The 17,438-nt window shown below is 69.1% G+C and carries 18 protein-coding genes; 9 read left to right on the top strand and 9 right to left on the bottom strand.

Annotated elements, in window-relative coordinates; translation table 11 throughout:
- The first annotated feature begins 69 nt into the window (after positions 1-69).
- Genes ACSQ2B_RS09690 through ACSQ2B_RS09675 form a run of 4 tightly spaced genes read left to right on the top strand, consistent with a single transcriptional unit; the run spans position 70 to position 4,336 of the window.
- Complete coding sequence (locus tag ACSQ2B_RS09690; protein WP_436049318.1) at positions 70-2,112, top strand: TonB-dependent receptor; 2,043 nt, start codon at positions 70-72, stop codon at positions 2,110-2,112.
- Between the two features lie 18 nt (positions 2,113-2,130).
- Positions 2,131-2,406: a hypothetical protein gene (locus ACSQ2B_RS09685; RefSeq protein ID WP_436049316.1), complete on the top strand. Its 276-nt coding sequence runs from the start codon at positions 2,131-2,133 to the stop codon at positions 2,404-2,406.
- Entirely contained in the window at positions 2,403-2,705 is a 303-nt protein-coding gene (locus ACSQ2B_RS09680) for a hypothetical protein (protein ID WP_436049314.1), read from the top strand. The genes ACSQ2B_RS09685 and ACSQ2B_RS09680 overlap by 4 nt, the downstream gene beginning before the upstream one ends.
- A gap of 11 nt (positions 2,706-2,716) precedes the next feature.
- Positions 2,717-4,336: a PepSY-associated TM helix domain-containing protein gene (locus ACSQ2B_RS09675; RefSeq protein ID WP_436049312.1), complete on the top strand. Its 1,620-nt coding sequence runs from the start codon at positions 2,717-2,719 to the stop codon at positions 4,334-4,336.
- A gap of 27 nt (positions 4,337-4,363) precedes the next feature.
- Here ACSQ2B_RS09675 and ACSQ2B_RS09670 read toward each other — a convergent pair whose 3' ends face one another.
- The 5 genes from ACSQ2B_RS09670 to ACSQ2B_RS09650 form a co-directional block, all read right to left on the bottom strand.
- Complete coding sequence (locus ACSQ2B_RS09670; protein ID WP_436049310.1) at positions 4,364-5,167, bottom strand: SDR family NAD(P)-dependent oxidoreductase; 804 nt, start codon at positions 5,165-5,167, stop codon at positions 4,364-4,366.
- A gap of 232 nt (positions 5,168-5,399) precedes the next feature.
- Positions 5,400-6,029: a uracil phosphoribosyltransferase gene (gene upp, locus ACSQ2B_RS09665; RefSeq protein WP_436049308.1), complete on the bottom strand. Its 630-nt coding sequence runs from the start codon at positions 6,027-6,029 to the stop codon at positions 5,400-5,402.
- A gap of 11 nt (positions 6,030-6,040) precedes the next feature.
- Positions 6,041-7,225 carry a URC4/urg3 family protein gene (locus ACSQ2B_RS09660; RefSeq protein ID WP_436049306.1) on the bottom strand — a complete coding sequence of 395 codons (1,185 nt, stop codon included), beginning with the start codon at positions 7,223-7,225 and terminating at the stop codon, positions 6,041-6,043.
- An 8-nt stretch (positions 7,226-7,233) separates the two neighbouring features.
- Positions 7,234-8,490, bottom strand: a complete 1,257-nt coding sequence (locus ACSQ2B_RS09655) for a GTP cyclohydrolase II (protein WP_436049304.1) — start codon at positions 8,488-8,490, stop codon at positions 7,234-7,236.
- A gap of 214 nt (positions 8,491-8,704) precedes the next feature.
- Positions 8,705-9,283, bottom strand: coding sequence for an alpha/beta fold hydrolase (locus tag ACSQ2B_RS09650; RefSeq protein WP_436049614.1), 579 nt, complete (start codon positions 9,281-9,283; stop codon positions 8,705-8,707).
- A 207-nt stretch (positions 9,284-9,490) separates the two neighbouring features.
- On the opposite strand from ACSQ2B_RS09650, the gene ACSQ2B_RS09645 reads away from it, so the two are divergent.
- Together ACSQ2B_RS09645 and ACSQ2B_RS09640 are read left to right on the top strand one after the other, a co-directional pair.
- Positions 9,491-10,708 carry a thiolase family protein gene (locus ACSQ2B_RS09645; RefSeq protein WP_436049303.1) on the top strand — a complete coding sequence of 406 codons (1,218 nt, stop codon included), beginning with the start codon at positions 9,491-9,493 and terminating at the stop codon, positions 10,706-10,708.
- A gap of 4 nt (positions 10,709-10,712) precedes the next feature.
- Positions 10,713-11,123 carry a Zn-ribbon domain-containing OB-fold protein gene (locus tag ACSQ2B_RS09640; protein ID WP_436049301.1) on the top strand — a complete coding sequence of 137 codons (411 nt, stop codon included), beginning with the start codon at positions 10,713-10,715 and terminating at the stop codon, positions 11,121-11,123.
- A gap of 1 nt (position 11,124) precedes the next feature.
- Here ACSQ2B_RS09640 and ACSQ2B_RS09635 read toward each other — a convergent pair whose 3' ends face one another.
- Together ACSQ2B_RS09635 and ACSQ2B_RS09630 are read right to left on the bottom strand one after the other, a co-directional pair.
- Entirely contained in the window at positions 11,125-11,886 is a 762-nt protein-coding gene (locus ACSQ2B_RS09635; RefSeq protein WP_436049299.1) for an SDR family NAD(P)-dependent oxidoreductase, read from the bottom strand.
- Positions 11,887-11,907: 21 nt separating this feature from the next.
- Positions 11,908-13,173, bottom strand: coding sequence for a CaiB/BaiF CoA transferase family protein (locus ACSQ2B_RS09630; RefSeq protein ID WP_436049297.1), 1,266 nt, complete (start codon positions 13,171-13,173; stop codon positions 11,908-11,910).
- Between the two features lie 266 nt (positions 13,174-13,439).
- On the opposite strand from ACSQ2B_RS09630, the gene ACSQ2B_RS09625 reads away from it, so the two are divergent.
- The 3 genes from ACSQ2B_RS09625 (at position 13,440) to ACSQ2B_RS09615 (ending at position 15,813) form a co-directional block, all read left to right on the top strand.
- Entirely contained in the window at positions 13,440-13,964 is a 525-nt protein-coding gene (locus ACSQ2B_RS09625; protein WP_436049295.1) for a TetR/AcrR family transcriptional regulator, read from the top strand.
- A gap of 98 nt (positions 13,965-14,062) precedes the next feature.
- The gene (locus tag ACSQ2B_RS09620) at positions 14,063-15,337 is read left to right on the top strand and encodes a cytochrome P450 (RefSeq protein ID WP_436049293.1); all 1,275 of its coding nucleotides are present in this window, start codon (positions 14,063-14,065) and stop codon (positions 15,335-15,337) included.
- 29 nt (positions 15,338-15,366) lie between these two features.
- On the top strand, positions 15,367-15,813 hold the full coding sequence (locus ACSQ2B_RS09615; RefSeq protein WP_436049291.1) for a nitroreductase family deazaflavin-dependent oxidoreductase: 447 nt from the start codon (positions 15,367-15,369) through the stop codon (positions 15,811-15,813).
- A gap of 21 nt (positions 15,814-15,834) precedes the next feature.
- On the opposite strand, the gene ACSQ2B_RS09610 is transcribed toward ACSQ2B_RS09615, so the two are convergent.
- Positions 15,835-16,566 carry an alpha/beta hydrolase gene (locus ACSQ2B_RS09610; RefSeq protein WP_436049289.1) on the bottom strand — a complete coding sequence of 244 codons (732 nt, stop codon included), beginning with the start codon at positions 16,564-16,566 and terminating at the stop codon, positions 15,835-15,837.
- Between the two features lie 201 nt (positions 16,567-16,767).
- Positions 16,768-17,232 carry a hypothetical protein gene (locus ACSQ2B_RS09605; RefSeq protein ID WP_436049287.1) on the bottom strand — a complete coding sequence of 155 codons (465 nt, stop codon included), beginning with the start codon at positions 17,230-17,232 and terminating at the stop codon, positions 16,768-16,770.
- Between the last annotated feature and the right edge of the window lie 206 nt (positions 17,233-17,438).

The following is a 17,438-nucleotide window of genomic DNA, read 5'->3' as shown; positions in this document are numbered from 1 at the left end:
GAATGAGAATCATTATCAACTCCAGCGCCGCCCGTCACGGGTGGATCAAAAAAAGAGGGGTCGGGTTTGATGAAGCGGGCTGGAAAGTTCGGGGTTGGATCGCGGTCGATCCTGGTCGCAAGCACGGCCGCAGCCGCCGTGTGCGCGGCGTGGACGCCGGCGGCGCGGGCGGCGGACGCCGAAGCCTTCCAGGTCGGCGAAGTCGTGGTGACGGGGGAAAAGATCGACCGCTCGCTGAAGGAGACCACCACGGCGGTGACCGTGCTGCGTCACGTCGATCCGAATGAGTTCCGTTCGCCCTACGACCTGGCGAGCCGCGTACCGAACATGCTGGGCACGGCGGCGGATCTGCCGAGCATCCGTGGCGTGACCGGCTCCGGGCCCGGCGGCGGCATCTTCACCCTGATGTCAGGCGCGCGCCCGCGGGTCGCCACCCTCATCGACGGCCTGCCGGAGACCTTCGGCGGTCAGCGCTATGCCGACGTCGGTCTGTGGGACGTCGACCAGGTGGAGGTCCTGCGCGGGCCGCAGTCGACGACCCAGGGCCGCAACAGCCTGGGCGGCGCCATCGTCGTCACCACCAAGGACCCGACGTTCAAATGGGAAGGGGCGGCGCGCGCCGGCTACGAGACCGAGGGCGGCAAGAGCTATCTGGCCGGCGTCGTCTCCGGCCCGATCGTCGCCGACGAGCTCGCCGTCCGCCTGGCTGCCGACGGAACCCGGGGCGAAAGCTACATCCACTACACGGGCGACGGCTGGCCGTTCGATCCCTCGAAGATCGAGCAGAGCAATGTGCGCGGCAAGCTGCTGTGGACGCCGAAGGCCCTGCCGGGCTTCAGCGCCCTGGTCACCGCCACCCAGCATTGGCAGGAGGGCGAATACCTCTATCTCGCCACCGGTCCGAACTTCTTCGACTACAAGTTCGACAACGTCGACATGAACACGCGCTACAGCGACTCGCGCGCCGGCAATGTCAGCGTGAAGCTCGAATACCAGCTGTCGGAGGCGGCGACCGCCCACCTGCTCTATGGCCACGGCTGGTACAAGGCGAGGTTCCAGCAGGCCAACTCCACGGGCGGCGGCCTTGGCAATCTGTCGCTGGACGAAGACAACGACACCGTCGAGGCGCGCCTCACCTACGCCCCGGCCGATCGCCGGCTCAGCGGCGTGCTCGGGCTCTACTACTACGACCGCCACCAGGACCTGGTCTCGGACATGGGGGTGAACGGCCCCGACTCGGTGAAGACCTACGCCGCCTACGCCGACGGCTGGTTCGAACTGACGGACCGGCTCAGCCTGCTGTTCGGCGGCCGGGTCGAGCAGGAGAAGCAGACGCGCGACGTCGCCCTGTCGTGGGGCGCGGTGACGACCGACCGCAAGGAAAGCCTCTTCCTGCCCAAGGTCGGCCTGCAGTACGTCGCCACGCCCAGCACCAATGTCGGCTTCGTGGTCCGCAAGGGCTACAGCCCCGGCGGCGGGGCCATCGATTGGGATAACGGGACCTACTACCAGTACGACAAGGAGGAGGTGGTCTCCTACGAGCTCAGCACCCGCACTGAGCTGGCCGATCGGCGGGTGACCCTGAGCACCAACCTCTTCTACAACGACTACGACAACTACCAGGGGCTGCTGAACTTCACCTTCACCAACATCCCGAAGGCGCGAAGCTACGGTCTCGAGGTGGAGGCCACTATCCGGCCGCGCGAGGGCCTGGACGTCTTCGGCGGGCTAGGGCTGCTCGACACCAAGATCACCGAGGCGCCCGCCTCCTTCCCGACGGCGGACGGCGCGCGCTTGAACAATGCGCCCAAGGTCACCGTCTCGCTCGGCTTCGAGCAGACGTTCGCGTCAGGCTTCTTCCTCGGCGCCAGCGCCAACCATGTCAGCCGCTATTCCTCTCAGGTCGAGAGCGGCGTGGCGATCGACGGCGGTGACTTCACGGTGGTCAACGCCCACCTCGGCTACCAGACCGAACACTGGGCGATCCGCGGCTACGTCAAGAATTTGGGCGACGCCGACATCCTCTACTCCGGCCGCACCAACTGGGCGGGCGCCCAGGCCCAGGTCGGCCAGCCGAGGGCGTTCGGGGTCGTGCTCGACGCAAACTTCTAAGCCGAGCTGGGGCCGCGCATGATCATCCTCCAGACCCTGCTCGCGGTGCTGCTCGCAACGGCGGCGAGCGTCATGCTCTATCTGGCGGCCCCGAACCAGAGGCTGCTGGCGAGACGGCCCGCCGCCCCGACCCTTGTGCGGGGCGGCGGCGTCTCGCTGGTCGCGGCGCTGGCGCTGCTGCTGCGGGTCGCGGGGCCCGCCGTCGCGGTCTTCGCGCTCATGACCCTGACGATGACGGTCCTGCAGGCGCTGCCCTTCCTCGCTGTGCTCCGGCGCCGGAGCGATCGCCCATGACCGCCCACAAGCTCACCAGCCGGGACTGGTTCGGCAAGACCTGCGCCGGCGTGGTCCTCGGCTTCACCCTGGCGCTCGCGGTGAGCGGCCTCTTCGCCTGGTTCGGGCCTGGCGGCGCGGGGACGGACGGGGGCGCCGACAAGGCGCAGTTCAACATGTGGCTGATCTCGCCGCTCTGGGTGGGCGTGCTCAGCTTCGTCTTCCTGTTCCGCAATCCACGGCGGGCCTGGCTGTGGCTCGCCCTCGCCAATCTCCTGGCGTTCGGCCTGCTGTACGGCGGCCGGGCCCTGCTGTCCTGACCCGAGGTCCCATGCGCACCGACGTCGTCAAGACCTACCTCGACATCCACACCTGGGTCGGCATCTTCAGCGGCCTGGCGCTGTTCATCGCCTTCTACGCCGGCGCGGTCACCATGTTCGAAAGCCCGCTGCAGCGCTGGGCGCAACCGCCCTCGACGTTGCCGGCGCCGGTCGCGCTGGACGAGGCTCCGCGGCTGGCCGCCGCCGTGATCGCCCGGCATCCCGAGGCCGGGAAGGACTATGCGATCCACGTCGCCACCGGCCCGGATACGCCGGCGCGCATGAGCTGGACGGTTCATGCGCCGGGCGCCGAGCGGGAGGAGGGGGTGGACTACGCCGCGGCCCTGACGCCGTCCGGCGAGCTGGTGGTGGCCCAGGCGACGGCCACGCCGGTCGCAGAGTTCGTCGACGTGCTGCACCGGCAGGTCGGCCTGCCGTTCGACCACGAGGTGGCGATGCCGATCATGGGCGTGGTCGCCCTGCTCTATGGCGTCGCCCTGGTCTCGGGCGTGATCATCCTGCTGCCCAGCCTGGTGAAGGACCTGTTCCTCTTGAGGTTCGGCAAGAACTTCAAGCGCATGTGGCTCGACGTGCACAATGCGCTGGGGATCCTCAGCCTGCCGTTCCATATCATCATGGCGCTGTCGGCGGTGGTCTTCGCCTTTCACGATCAGTTCTACGACACCCAGAACCTGGTCCTCTACGACCGCAAGATCGAGCAGATCTGGAAGCGGGGCGAGCCGCCGACGCCTGCGCCGGCGCCGGGCGCGGCGATCCTGCCGCCGGCCGAGCTCATGAAGCGGGTCCAGGCCGAGGCGCCCAGCTTCCGCATCCAGACGATCGGCTACCGCACCAACGCCGAGGGCGTGACGGTCGCTCGGGTCGAGGGCTTCGATCCGCATTTCATCATGCGCGGCTCGACGTTTGGCTACGCCGTCGTCGATCCCTATTCGGGCGCGATGCTGGAGACCGCCTACATGCCGGGACTGGCCTCCGGCTGGAACGCGGTGGTCACCAGCTTCTTCGCCCTGCACTTCGGCAGTTTCGGCGGCGACGCCGTCCGCTGGGGCTATTTCGCGCTCGGACTGGCCGGGGCCTTCCTCTTCTATTCCGGCAACCTGTTGTGGATCGAGGCGCGGCGAAAGCGGATGAACCGCAAGGCCGGCGAGGTTCCGCAAAGCCGTTCGACACGTGTCCTGGGCGCGCTCACGACCGGGATCAGCCTCGGGTCCATCGCCGGGATCTCGCTGACGATCGCCGCGGCGAAGTGGCTGCCGGGCCGCGTCGCGGATCTTCAAGCCGCTCACAGCCTGATCTACTACGCGGCCTTCCTGGCGGCCGTCGGCTGGGCCTTCTGGCGCGGCGCGGCGCGGTCGGGACCGGAGCTGCTGTTCGCCTGTGCGGCGGCGACCGCGCTCATCCCCCTGTCCAGCCTGCTGGGCGTGGCGGGCCTCACCTGGAACCATGGGGGCGCTGCGCGTCTCGTCGATGTCGTCGCCCTGGTGGGAGTTCCGGCCTTCATCGCCATGGCGCGTCTGTCGCGCCGCCGCGGGCTGGAAGGTCCGCGAGACAGCGTCTGGTCGACCAAGGCGATGACCGCCGCGCCGGTCCGCGTCGGCGCCGACGCGTGAGGCGGTCAGTCTCGACGATCCCGGAGCTCAGGGCATGCTCGCCCCGCCGTTCGGGCGCAACACCTGGCCGGTGACGAACCGGCCGGCGTCCGAGGCGAGATAGAGCATGGCCAACGCGACGTCGCGGGGCACGCCGGTAAGCCCCAGCGGCGAGGCCTGGGCGCGGTCCCGCAAGCCGCGCTCGCGCAGCTCCGGGTCGATCTCGCCGTCCGAATCCCGGAAGCGGGTGTTGGCCATCGGGGTGTCGATCCATCCCGGCGCCACGGCGTTCACGCGGACGCCGAACGACCCGAACTCCTTCGCGCAGGTCCGCGTCAGCGTGTTCACCGCGGCCTTGGTCATGGCGTAGACCGAGAGCCCGGCGCCGGCCGAATCCGCGCCGGTGGACGAGACGTTGATGATCGAGCCCGCGCCTTGCGCCTGCATGGCGCGCGCCGCGGCGGCGCAACCCCAGTAGGTCCCCTTCAGATTGACGTTGGTCAGCCTGTCGAGCTCCGGCTCGGCGGTTTCCAGAACGGCGCCGTAGGTCACGGCCCCGGCGGAATTGACCCAGACGTCGAGACGTCCCATCGCCCGCACCGCCGCCTCGGCGAGCGCGTCCACCTCGGCCCGCTGCGTCACGTCCGTCCGTCGCGCGCTCGCCTCGCCGCCGACCGCTTGCACGGCGGCGACGCTTTCGGCGAGCCCGGCTTCATTGACGTCGCCCAGCACGACGCGGGCGCCGGCCAGGGCGAAGACGCGCGCCGCCTCGCGGCCGATGCCCGATGCGGCGCCCGTCACGACCGCCACCCGGCCGTCGAGACGAAAGGCTTGGTTCAGCTCGTCCTGCATCTTGTCACCTGCCCGTTTCGGTTTCTTGTGCGCGGCCTTGGCGCCGCGTTGGCGAGCCCCGGCTTCGTCGGGAAACGGCGCCTAGCCCGGGCCCAAAACCTATCGGCCGCCCGGCGCAGCGACAACCAAAATTCGGTATTCAGAACTTTAGTTCTCAATTTCCTCGGGAAGGCGAGGCGGCCCGCTCGAACTTCGGGTCACGCCGTCCTGTCGTCGCCGAGGCGCTCGCAGCCTATCGCGTGCCGTACATGCGGTCGCCCGCATCGCCGAGGCCCGGGAGGATGTAGCCGTGGTCGTTCAGCCGCTCGTCGACGGCGGCGACCCAGACCGGCACGTCGGGGTGATGGCTCTGGAAGCTGGACAGTCCCTCGGGGCTGGCGAGCAGGCAGGCGATGCGGATCTGCAGCGCGCCGGCCTCCTTCAGCCGGTCGGCCGCCGCGATCGCGGTGTTGCCGGTGGCCAGCATGGGGTCGATGATCACCACCAACCGCTCGGCGATGTCCCCCGGGGCCTTGAAGTAGTATTCGACGCAGGCGAGCGTGGCGGGATCGCGGTAGAGGCCGACGTGGGCCACCCGCGCGGCCGGAACCAGCTCCAGCATCCCTTCCAGCATCCCCATGCCGGAGCGCAGGACCGGCGCGAACACCAGCTTCTTGCCGGCGAGCGTCGGCGCCTGGATCGTGGCGAGCGGCGTCTCGATCTCGACGTCTTCCAGCGGCAGGTCGCGCGTGACCTCGTAGCAGATAAGGCTGCCGATCTCCTTCAGGAGCTGGCGGAAGCTCTTGGTCGAGGTGTCCTTCTTCCGCATCAAGGTCAGCTTGTGCTGCACCAGCGGATGGTCGATGACCGTGACGCCCTGCATAGAGTCCCCCTTCAGAAGACGGTTCCGTCGCTGATCACGGCGATGGGCGGGCCGCCGTCCGGGCGGCGCTCGCGGGCGATCTTGCGCCCCGCCGCCCAGGTGCCGCCCTCCAGCACGCAGGCCAACGGGAAGTCGGCGGCGGTGACGCCGAGCCGTTCGCGCACCCTGGGGGCCAGCCGATCGAGCAGCGCCACCGTCATCGCGCGCCAGCCCACGACGAGGGGGCTGTCCACGGCGTGGGACCGGCCGGCGTCGGCCGGATCGACCAGGGTCAGCACGCCTGCGTCGACGAAGAGGCCGCCGTTGCGGTACTCGGCCAATCCCGTCAGCCCGTCGATATCGACCACCTCGACGCCCGCGCTCTGCAGCGGTTCGATCAGGGAGTAGGCGAGCCATTGCGAGAGCTTGTGCAGCGGCACGAGGCCGTCCGTGGCGTCCGCCCGCCGAAGCGCTGGGTGCCGCCAGCAGTCGCCGAGTGCGACGCCCTCGAGCTGGAGACGTCCGGACCAGATCGGCCCCAGCCGCTGGAGCAGGACCTCGAGGATGGTCGCGGCCGGAAGCCGTCCCGCTTCGGCCCGCGCCGCCATCTCGTCGAACAGCACGCCCGGCCGACCCACTGCCGCACCCAGCCTTCGCAGCAGGGCGACGCGGCCCTCCAGCCCCACCAGCGGATTGTCGGGATTGACCTGGAAGGCCTGCGCCAGCCGCGCCGCATCCAGCCGGGCGAGCCCGCCGGCTTGTAGCGGCTGGCGCGGATCGGCCGAGAGCACGCCGGCCTCGAAGAGACGCAGCGAGGCCACGGCCAGCCCCTCGGAACGGCTGAGCTCGATGCCGGTCTCCGCATCGCGATAGCGCCAGGCCGCACCGGCGCCGGCGTCGAGCAGGACCGAGACGATGGCGAGATCGAACTCGGCCCGCGCCTTCTGGGCCGGGTCGGCCCAGGGCGTGCGGTCCGCCCGCTCCGACCAGAGATCGCGCCCGGCGGCCGTGAAATGGCGCCAGCGCGCATGGAACGGCACCTTCAGGTCCGGATAGTTGGCGCGGACGACCTCGGCGGTGAGGTCCGCGGCAGGATCGAGCCTGGCAAGATCCACCCGCCATTCGGCGAGCCCTCCGGCGAGGGCGATGTCCAGGAGTTCGTGGGCGCGCTCGCGGACGGCGGCGGCGCTCAGCAGGGAAAGGGCGGCGACGCTCACGCGGGCGATCAGAACTCCTTCAGGTCGCGCCCGACGACACGCGCCAGGTCCGCCTCAGTAGGGGCGGGCTCTGGCGTGAAGTAGCCGGCGGCCTTCTTCGCCTCGATCTCGACGGAGGCGTCCAGCGGGACGAGCCCCGGCGGGATTGGCACGCGCTCGCCGATCTCCACCCCGCTCGCGACCAGGGCCTCGTACTTCATGTTGGACATGGAGACGAAGCGGTCGATGCGCCGGATCCCCAGCCAGTGGATGACGTCGGGCATCAGCTGCTGGAAGCGCGCGTCCTGAACGCCGGCGACGCACTCGGTCCGCTCGAAATAGGTGGCGGCCTGATCGCCGCCCACTTGGCGCTTGCGGGCGTTGTAGACCAGGAACTTGGTGACCTCGCCGAGCGCCCGGCCTTCCTTGCGATTGTAGACGATGAGGCCTGCGCCCCCGGCCTGGGCCTGACGCACACACTCCTCGATCCCGTGGGTCAGGTAGGGGCGGCAGGTGCAGATGTCCGAGCCGAACACATCGGAGCCGTTGCACTCGTCGTGCACCCGGCAGGTGAGCGGGAAGCTGACGTCGCCGAGCTTCGCCGCGTCGCCGAAGATGTAGAGGGTGATGCCGCCGATGGGCGGCAGGAAGACGGAGATGTCCGGCCGCGTCACCAGCTCCGGATACATCCCCCCGGTCTGTTCGAAGAGGGTGCGGCGAAGCTGCTGCTCCTTGACGCCAAACCTGGCCGCCACGCCGGGCAGATGCCAGACCGGGTCGATGGCCGCCTTGGTGACGGCCACGTCGCCGCCCTGCTGCACGACCGCGCCGTCGATCTTCAGGCGGCCCTCGGCGATGGCCTGGCTAAGCTCGGGAAGATTCAGCCGCGCCTTGGTGATCGCGATGGTCGGGCGGATATCCACGCCCTCGGCGATCTCGCGGGCGAAGTCTGCGGCGATCCGATGTCCCCAGGGGTCGAGGGCGACGATCTTGCCGGGCTCGGACCATTGCGGATGCGGGCCGATCGGCACCACCGGATAGGTGTCGGCGAGCTCGGGCCGAACGATCGGGTCGAGAGCGCCCGCCGAAATGGCGAGGGCGCGATAGATGGAATAGGAGCCCCCATGCGCGCCGATCGCGTTGCGATCGGCGCCGGCGTTCGGCGTCGCCACAACCGGCCCGCGCTCATGCGCGGTCGGCGCGTCCCAGTGGATTGGAAACCTGGCCTGCGTCGCACCGCGCGGGTGCGAGGTCAGTCGAATATGCGTCGTCCTATTGGCGGACATGCCGCGGATAACCTCCGCACTGAAAAAAAGCCCTTCGCCTCGCGGGCTCAGGGCCTTTGAGCGACGAGTTTGCGTCCCCCATCCTGCCTTAGCAAGGGTTACGACCTTCCTGCGTCCGCCGCGTCAGCCGCTGACCCCTGCACCGGCGCAATCGGTCGAAATCTTGGCAGTCGGGCCCCCTCGAAGGTGGGCGGCCCTGGAGAGCCTCCGCCGGCTAGGAGCCGAGGATGGCTTTCGTCTCGAGGTATTCCTCCAGGCCGTGCCGTTCCGGAACCTCCGCCTGATCCTGCAGGCAGATGACATAGGTCGCCCGCTTGTCCGCGAGATGGTCGTAGCGCCAGTCGGTCTCGTTCAGCGCCTCGAGCGTCGGCCATTTGTCGAAGCCGAGCTTGGCCATGAAGGCGGCGGAATAGTCTTCGGGCATGTCGTTGCAGAACATGTCCTGCAGGCGGCCGCCCGAGAGGGTGTCGTCCGTTGCGGCGACCGCCCGCCTCTTGGTGATCATGCCGCGGATGCTCTCGCCCGGCGGCGGCGCGATGCAGGATATATAGACGTAGCGCCGGATCAGGTCCGGCCGCATCTCGGCGACCAGCGGCAGGATGGTGCCGGCGTTGGAATGTCCGACGAGCACCATGTCTTTCAGACCTGAATCGGCGAGGTCCGCGACAAAGGCCTCAGCGACCGCGCGCACCGTCAGCTGCGACGTGTCCTGATCGCGTTTGCGCCCGCAGCCCGGCAGGTCGAACGCCACGGCGCGCGCCGCGTCGCCGGCCTGTTGCTCGAGCGCCGCTATCGTTTCGGCCCAAACCTATCCGGCTTGGCCGCCGCCATGCAGGAAGGCGTAGTTGATCGCGTCGGTCATCCAGCGTCACCTTTCCCAATCAGGTTGAGAGGCGTCGATTGCGTAGCAAGCGCTTGTTCTTTAGCCTTCTTGGCGACGCGTCAATCGTCGGCTGCAATCTCTCGCCGCAGACGGCCAGGCTCGGGAGCAGGGAACCTCATGTTTGAAGCCGCAGCGGCAGGAATGCCGCCTCCGTCGCGCGACCTGAGCTGCAAGGCCGCCATCGTCGGCCTGGGGGAGACCGACTACCATCGCGACTACCAGGCGGCGCGGACCAGGGCGCCGGGGTACGAGCTTCCCACGCCGGAGAGCCTGGCCTCGAGCGCCTTCGAACGCGCCCTGGCCGATTCCGGGCTTCGTCGCGAAGACATCGACGGCCTCTCGGTCTCGTTCATCTACGGGGGGCCCAGCGGGGACGAGATGGCCCAGCTTCTGGGCGTGCGGCCGCGCCACGTCATCGAGGGCGGCGGCATCATGGCGGGACCCCTGCCGATCGCCTGCGCCGCCATCGCCGCCGGCAAGTGCGACACCGTGGCCATGATCTACGCCGCAGCCTCGCGGGCGATCGGCCGGCAATACGGCGGCCGCACCTATGACGGCGACGCCGCGCCCTCGTCCTACTACTACTATCACCCTTGGGGCTGGAGCTCGCAGGCCGCCCACTGGGCGTTCGTCTGGAGTCATTACCAGGCGACCTACGGCGCGAGCGAGGCGGACCTGGGCGCCGTGGCGGTGCAGCTGCGCAAGCACGCCCAGGCCAATCCCAACGCGGTCATGCAGGCGCCGCTGTCGATCCAGAGCTATCTCGACTCCCGCTACATCGTGCGGCCGCTGCACCTGTTCGACCTCTGCCTGGTCAACGACGGCGCGGTCTGCCTGATCGTCCGCCGCGCCGACATGGCGCGCAACCTGCCGCACGCGCCGGTGCTGGTGGCCGGCTGGGGCGAGGCGATCGCCAAGGGCGACAAGCTGCACAACCTGGTGCGCGAGCGGCTGCGGCCGCAGTTGCAGGAGGCTGGCGACCAGGCCTTCCGCATGGCGGGCTTGACGGCGTCCGACGTCCAGCACTTCGAAGGCTATGACGCCTCCACCATCCACCTGATCAGCCAGCTCGAAGGCCACGGCTTCGTCGAGCCGGGCGCCGGGCTGGAGTTCTGCAAGAGCGGCGGGATGGCGGTGGACGGCGCCCTGCCGGTCAACACTGGAGGCGGCATGCTCTCGGCGTCCTACATGCACGGCTGGAACCACGTCGCCGAGATCACCCGGCAATTGCGCCACGAGGCGGGGCCGCAGCAGGTCAAGGACGTCGAGGTCTCGATGTTCTCGCTGGCCCAGACGGACCGCTCCCATCCGATCGTCTTCGTTCGGGGAGGCTGAGAGCATGGCGCAAAGACGACCCGACCGGACGCGCGGACCCGAGCACGACGCCTTCTGGGCCTGGTGCGAGACGGGGGAGCTGCGCCTGCAAGGCTGTGCAGCCTGTCGCAGGATCGCTTGGCCGCCCGTCCAGGCCTGCGAGTCCTGCGGCGGCGGCGAATTCACCTGGGAGCGGATGTCCGGCCGCGGCAAGGTCGTGAGCTGGTGCACCTTCGAGCGCGACTACTACAACGGCGCGCTGCCGATCCCCTGGGACACCATCCTCGTGGAGCTGGAGGAAGGCCCGCTGTTCGTCAGCAACCCCAGCGGCTTCAGCTGGAAAGACATCGCGCCGAACATGCCGGTGAAGCTGGCCTTCCTCGACTGCGAGGACCAGGCCGGCCGCTTCAGCCTGCCGGTGTTCCAACAGGCCTAGATCAGGCGTTCAGCCCGCCGTTGACGCTGATGATCTGGCCGGTGATCTTGCTGGCGTCGGGCCCGCAGAGAAACAGCGCCAGGGGCGCGATATCCTTCGGCGTGGGCAGGCCGAGGCCGGCCCGCTGTGACGCTGTCTCGCCGCGTCCGCTGGCGGCGTGCCGCTCGAAGACCGGCGTGTCGGCGACGTAGCTCGGCGATATGCAGTGCACGCGCACGCCGTCCCGGGCCGCCTCCATCGCCAGGTTCCGCACGAAGGCCATGATGCCCCCGAAGACGCCGGCCAGGATCGATTGGCGCGGGGCCGCGAAACGGCCGGCGTCCGAGGCGAAGGCGACGATGGCGCCGCCCTGCTTGGCGAGGTGGGGCAGGGCCGCGGCGCAGAGCTGTTCGAAGACGCCCAGCACGTACTGGGCCATCAGCCCGAAATTCTGCGGGTCGGTCTTGCTGAAGACGCCGGTGGTGCCCGGCGCACCGGTGATGGCGCAGTGCACGACGGCGTCGAGCCGGCCCGCCGCGCCGGTGACCTTCTGCACCACGGACTCGATCACGCCCGCCACGCGGAAGTCGCCGGGCGCGGCGATCAGCTTCGCCTCTGGCGCCAGCGCTTGCAGCCGCTGGATCGCATTGGCCACGGTCTCGGGCCGGGAGCCGTGCACCGCCACGACGGCGCCGCCGGCGGCCGCCTGGCTGGCGATCTCGAAGCCGATGCCTCCGGTCGCGCCGGTGACCAGGATCACCGCGCCAGGCGTCAGATAGGGCATGAGACTGTCTCCATGCAGGCGCTATCGCGCAGCGGTTTCCGTTCGCCCCAGCGCGATGGCGCCGCTCGCCGCCAGCTCCGCGACATGGGAATCCTCATAGCCGAGAAGCGCTTGCAGCACCTGTTTCGTGTGCTGGCCGAGAAGCGGCGGGACCTCATATCGCACGGGTGTTTCGCTGAACTGGAAGGGTTGGGCGATCACCGGGGCGACGCCCGCCGTCGGGTGCGGAAGGCCGAAGACCAGGCCGCGTTCGCTCGCCTCTGGCGAGAGGAGGGCTTCGCCGGGCGTGCGAACCGCGCCGCAGGGAATGCCGGCCCGCTTGCAGCGCTCGGACCAGACCGCGCTCGGCTGGGTCCGGAAGATGGCTCCGATGTCCGCGAGGAAGGCCGCTTCGTTGCGCATCCGCTCGGCGAGGGTCGCGTATTGGGGATCGTCGAGCCACTCCGGCCGCTCCAGGACGTGCGCGCACAGGGCGCGGAACATCTTGTCCTTGCCGCAGCTGATGGTGATCTCGCCGTCGGCCGTGTCGAACTGGCCGCGAGGGCCGGCGGACTGGCGCTCATACAAGGCCGTCTCGCGGCCCGAGGTGAGAAACTCGCAGCCGACGTACGAGAGATTGGCCAGGGTGCTGTCGAACATGGCGATGTCGACATGCTGGCCCTTCCCATCGCGCGTCCGGGCCTGCAGGGCCGCCAGTATGCCGATGGTCGCGTTCAGCGCGGTGCTGATGTCCGTGTAGGGGATGCCGCCCAGCACGGCCGGCTGTCCGGCGTAGGCGTTGAGGGCGAGGGCGCCCGCCTCGGCGCTCAGGGGTGAATCGTAGCCCGCGGCGTCGGCGTTGCGGCCGGTCCGCCCATAGCCCGAGACCGAGCAGTATATTAGCTTCGGAAACCGTTCGCGCAGGCTGGCGTAGTCGAGCTGGAAGCGGCGCATCACCGCGCCTGTGAAGTTTTCCACCAGCACATCCGCCGTGGCGATGAGGTCCGGGACAATCTCCCGTCCCGCCTCGCTCTTCAGGTCGATGGCGACGCTCTGCTTGCTGCGGTTCAGCGACAGGAAGAAGGCCGTCTCGCCGCCGAGCTCGGCGCTGGGGCGAATCGCGCGGGTGTCATCTCCGCCCAGCGGATTCTCGATCTTGATCACCTCGGCTCCGAGGTCGCCCAGGATCTGGGTCGCGAACGGGCCCGCCAGAACCCGCGTGAAGTCTATGAGCCGCACCCCTGTGAGCGGGCCAGGTCCGGACGGCTGTTCAAGCCGCATCGGCAGAGTGGGTGCGGATGGGGTCACAGGCTGCTCCTCCGGTCAGTAGGTCACCAAGCGCTTGCTAAGGCAATGAGGCGGCTGTGGAGGGCCCGGGCGCCAGTGGCCCGGAGCTTGGGCGGGCTTGGTCATGGCGGTCGATCCGACAGCAGCAAGGCTTGCGCTCATCCGCACAAGCAAAGTAACTGACGTCTACGGCAATTATGGAACAGCACATTCCACAAAGTAAACCCAGTTCGTCGCCGCCGACGGACGCGCGCGTCCGCCGGAACAGGGCGGCGCTGCGCCATTCCATGCTGGAGCTTCTGCAAGCCAGGCCTCTGGAACAGATCACGATCGGCGACATCGTCGCGGCCGCGGGCATCGGCTACACGACCTTTTTCCGGCATTACCCTAGCAAGGACGCCCTGCTGGAGGATCTGGCGGCGGAAGAGATTGGCTGCCTGTTCGATCTCACACTGCCGCTCTTCGATCCGGCGGACTCGCTGGAGGCTTGTCTGGCCGTCTGCACCTATCTCGACCAGCGCCGTCCGCTGTGGCGGGCCCTGCTCACGGGCGGGGCGGCGGGGACCGTGCGCGAGGAATTCCTGCGCCGGGCCCGCGAGGCCGCCGTCGGCCGACCGCAAGGGGGGCGGCTCCCGGTGGATCTGGCGCTCGTGCTCGCCGTCACCATCACCATCCAGGTCCTCGACTGGTGGCTTCGCCAGGCCGAGCCGTGGCCCGCCGCAAGGGTCGCCGAGATCATCAGCCGGTTTAACCGCGAGCTGGAGTCGTCCGACGGCCTGGCGGGCGCGGACCCGACCGAGGCCGGTCCGTAGCGCCCGCCGGCCGGCTCACGACGAGGCGGCGCGGACCGATTGGACTTCCGTTATGGAATACATTATTCCATAAATCGCCGCGCGCGATGAGGAACGCCATGACCGATGTGCTGATCGCCGACGATCCGCTCTACGAGGAGCTCTACGACATCCGCCGTGAAGCGGCGGAAATGGGCAATCTGGTCGAGGAGGACATGAACCCGGCCATGGGCGCGCTGCGCGATCGCGGGGCGGTGCAAAAGGGCTTCCTGCGCGACCTTCTGGGCCTGGAGCGTTACCAACGGCACGCCGCGGCCCAGGGCGGAGAGGGCTACACCTGCCTGAGCTTTGAGCTCTGCGACGCCGCCTTCCGCGACTACGACCGGTTCTCGTCGAAGGTCTACGCCCGACAGGCCGACGAGGGCGGCCTCGGCGTCCTGGAGATGGACGAGCCGGCTCACCGCGCCTACCGCGCGACGATCCAGCCGATGTTCCTGAAGCCGAAGACGCTGACCTGGTGGCGGGAACGCTGGATCAACGACGTCGTCGGCGCGCTGATCGAGAAGCTGAAGGCGCACGATCGCGCAGACCTGAACTTCCAGCTCTGCGCCCGAGTCCCGGTCCACACCATCACCCGCGCGATCGGCATGGACGGCGACGACTCCCTGGTGTTCCGCAACGCCCTGCTGAAAAGCGGCGCCCCGCGAATTCCGGCGGCGGAACGGCGGGCGGCCGGCGAGTCCGTCGAGCGCATGCTGCTCGAGCTGATCGCCCAGCGCAGAGCCGAGCCGGCGGACGATGTGGTCAGCGGGCTGGTCCAGGCGGAGCTGGAGCTTCCGGACGGCGCCAGGCGGCCCCTGACCGACAGGGAGGTCATGGTCAACGCGCGGGTCCTGATGCTGGCCGGCGGCGGCACGACCTGGCGGCAGCTCGGCATCACGCTGTGGGCGCTGCTCAGCCGCCGCGACCAGCTCGAGGCGATGAAGGCCGACCGCAGCCTGGTGGACCGGGCGATCGAGGAGTCCCTGCGCTGGAACCCGACCGACCCGGTGTTCAGCCGTTTCGTCGCCGAAGACGCTGAGCTGGGCGGCGTCTTCATGCCGAAAGGCTCGGTGCTGGAGATCTGCCTGGGCGCGGCGAACCGCGATCCGGCCCGGTGGGACCATCCCGACGACTACGACCTGCACCGCACGCCGAAGGGGCACATCGGCTTCGGGATCGGCGCCCACCAGTGCCTGGGCATGAATGTGGCCCGCAGCGAGATGCACGTGGCCCTCAATGCGCTGGCGGACGCCTTCCCGAACCTGCGTCTCGATCCCGATGCGCCGGCGCCCTACCTGACCGGCGGCCTGGAGCAGCGGGGCGTTTCCGCGATACCGGTTCTCCTGACGTGACGACGGACCCATCCGGAGGTGACAAAGAGATGAGCGATCCGAGACCCCCGTCGGCCTTCCCGCCGATCGACGTCAGCCTTCGCGGCGAAGACCATGTCCGCCTCTACCGGGAAACCCAAGGCGAGCAGGGCTATATCTGGAACGGCGCGCCGATCCTGCTGCTGACCACCCGGGGCCGCAAATCGGGCGAGGCCCGGACGATCCCGATCATCTACACGCCCCACGGCGCCGGCCATGTGATCATCGCCTCGAAGGGCGGTTCGCCGACCCATCCGCTCTGGTACATGAACGTGCTGGAGGATCCGCACGTCCAGGTGCAGGTGAAGGCGGACGTCTTCGACGCCGTCGCCCGCACCGCAGAGCCGCCTGAGCGCGAGCGGATCTGGGCCGAGGCGGTCAAGACCTGGCCGAGATATGACGAGTATCAGTCCCGCACCTCACGCCAGATCCCGGTCGTCGTGCTCGATCGCGCTTAAAGCTCGTCCCGGACCGCGGCGTCAGTTCGGCAGGAGGGGGCCGATCGGCGGTCGGGTCGCCGCCTCAATGACCCGTTCCGCACATTCGGCCGGCTGGCTGAGGAAGGGCGAGTGCGAGCTGTCCATCCACAGGGGCTCCACCCCGAACCTGGTGATCGACCGCGCCACCTTGGCCTCGCCGCCGCCGGCGCGGTCCTGCCGGCAAAGAATGAGGCTGCGCGGCGGCTGGGCCTGCCAGAAGCGCGGGACAGAGATGGGCTCCAGCATGGGCCCGAGCGGCTGCGGGGTGAGCTTGCTGCAGGCCCACTGGGCCAACTCCGGCGCACAATCGTGGAAGAAGAAATTGATCGCCGCCTCGTCGGAGACGAATCTCATCGCTCGCCTGTCCTCGGTCGGCGCCACCATGGAGGCGTGTGTCGAAATATCGCCGGCGCCCGCGGAGGTCATCGGCAGGCCTTCGAGCGGCAGACCCGCGGCGAGGTAGACGATGTGCCGGACCCGATCGATCGCCGCATCGGCGGCCACGGTGGCGATGAAGCCTCCCATCGAGTGCGGGACGAGAACGTCGCCGGGCTCGATGAGCTCGACCACCGCGTCGCGATAGCCGGCGAGGCTGGCCTCTTCGTGGGCGCGGGTCCCGTGGCCGGGAAGCTCGACCGCTACGGCTTGATGGCCGCGCGCCTCCAGCTCCGGGATCAGCCGTTCCCAGCACCATGCGCCGTGAAAGCCGCCGTTGATCAAGACGAAGCGCATCCCCGTTTCCCCTCCAGCTTGTCTGTCGCTTCGGTTGGCCCGAACGGAGCCGCGCCTTGCAGCCTGGTCAAACTATGGAATATGTTATTCCATAACCCATGTCTATTTCGCCAGTTCGGCGCACTGAAGCTGCAAGGGCGCGCCCTGAATTCCGCCGGCGGGCGGCTGGGCTTCCGGCGGGTTCGGTCCCGGCCGAACGCCTTAGCCGCGCTCGCCGATCAGGTCGGCGAGCCACTCCTGGAAGGTCGGCCACAGCGGCGGCCGGCTCACCGGGATCGGTGTGGGAACGACGCGCGGCACGACCACCGGCGGGCGGTGGGCGATCGGCGTCACCGGCTTGAGCCGCGGGGCGACGCGCTCGACGCGGCACCACACCTTCTGCTGCTGGGACGGGAACGCCCGGTAGTCACTGCCCCCCCGCGTCCAGGTGTGGTTGTCAGTCGCGCCGCTCGTGTAGACGTCGAAAGTCCCGACGTCGCGGCAGCGCGCGGTGTCGACGAACTGGCTGGAGCCGGAGTGGGCCGGGCTCGCCGCGGCCAGGGCGGCGATGAGGATGGCGGCGGCGCGTCCCAGGCCGAGCCATCGCTGCTTGTCTGGATGAAAGCTGACCGTCTTGGCCAGGCCCCCGGTCGCTTCAGCCTTGCAAATGGGTTGCTGTCGAGCCATGCCCCAGATCCCCCGGCGCCTGCGATTGGCAGGGTCCATGGGCGGAACTGGTAGCGGCCTCGCATCCCGGCCAACTGCTCGAAAGACATGTCATCCGCGGAGTCGCGCTGGGTCATCTGGTCGCAGATGGGGCCAAGCTGGAGGTTCAAGGCTTAAGCCCATCACGGCGTGAACCGGGGACCCAGGAACACGTTTCGAGACGGACC

Source organism: Phenylobacterium sp. LjRoot225 (assembly GCF_964252855.1).
GTDB lineage: Bacteria > Pseudomonadota > Alphaproteobacteria > Caulobacterales > Caulobacteraceae > Phenylobacterium.
This window is presented reverse-complemented; position numbering and strand designations above follow the sequence as displayed.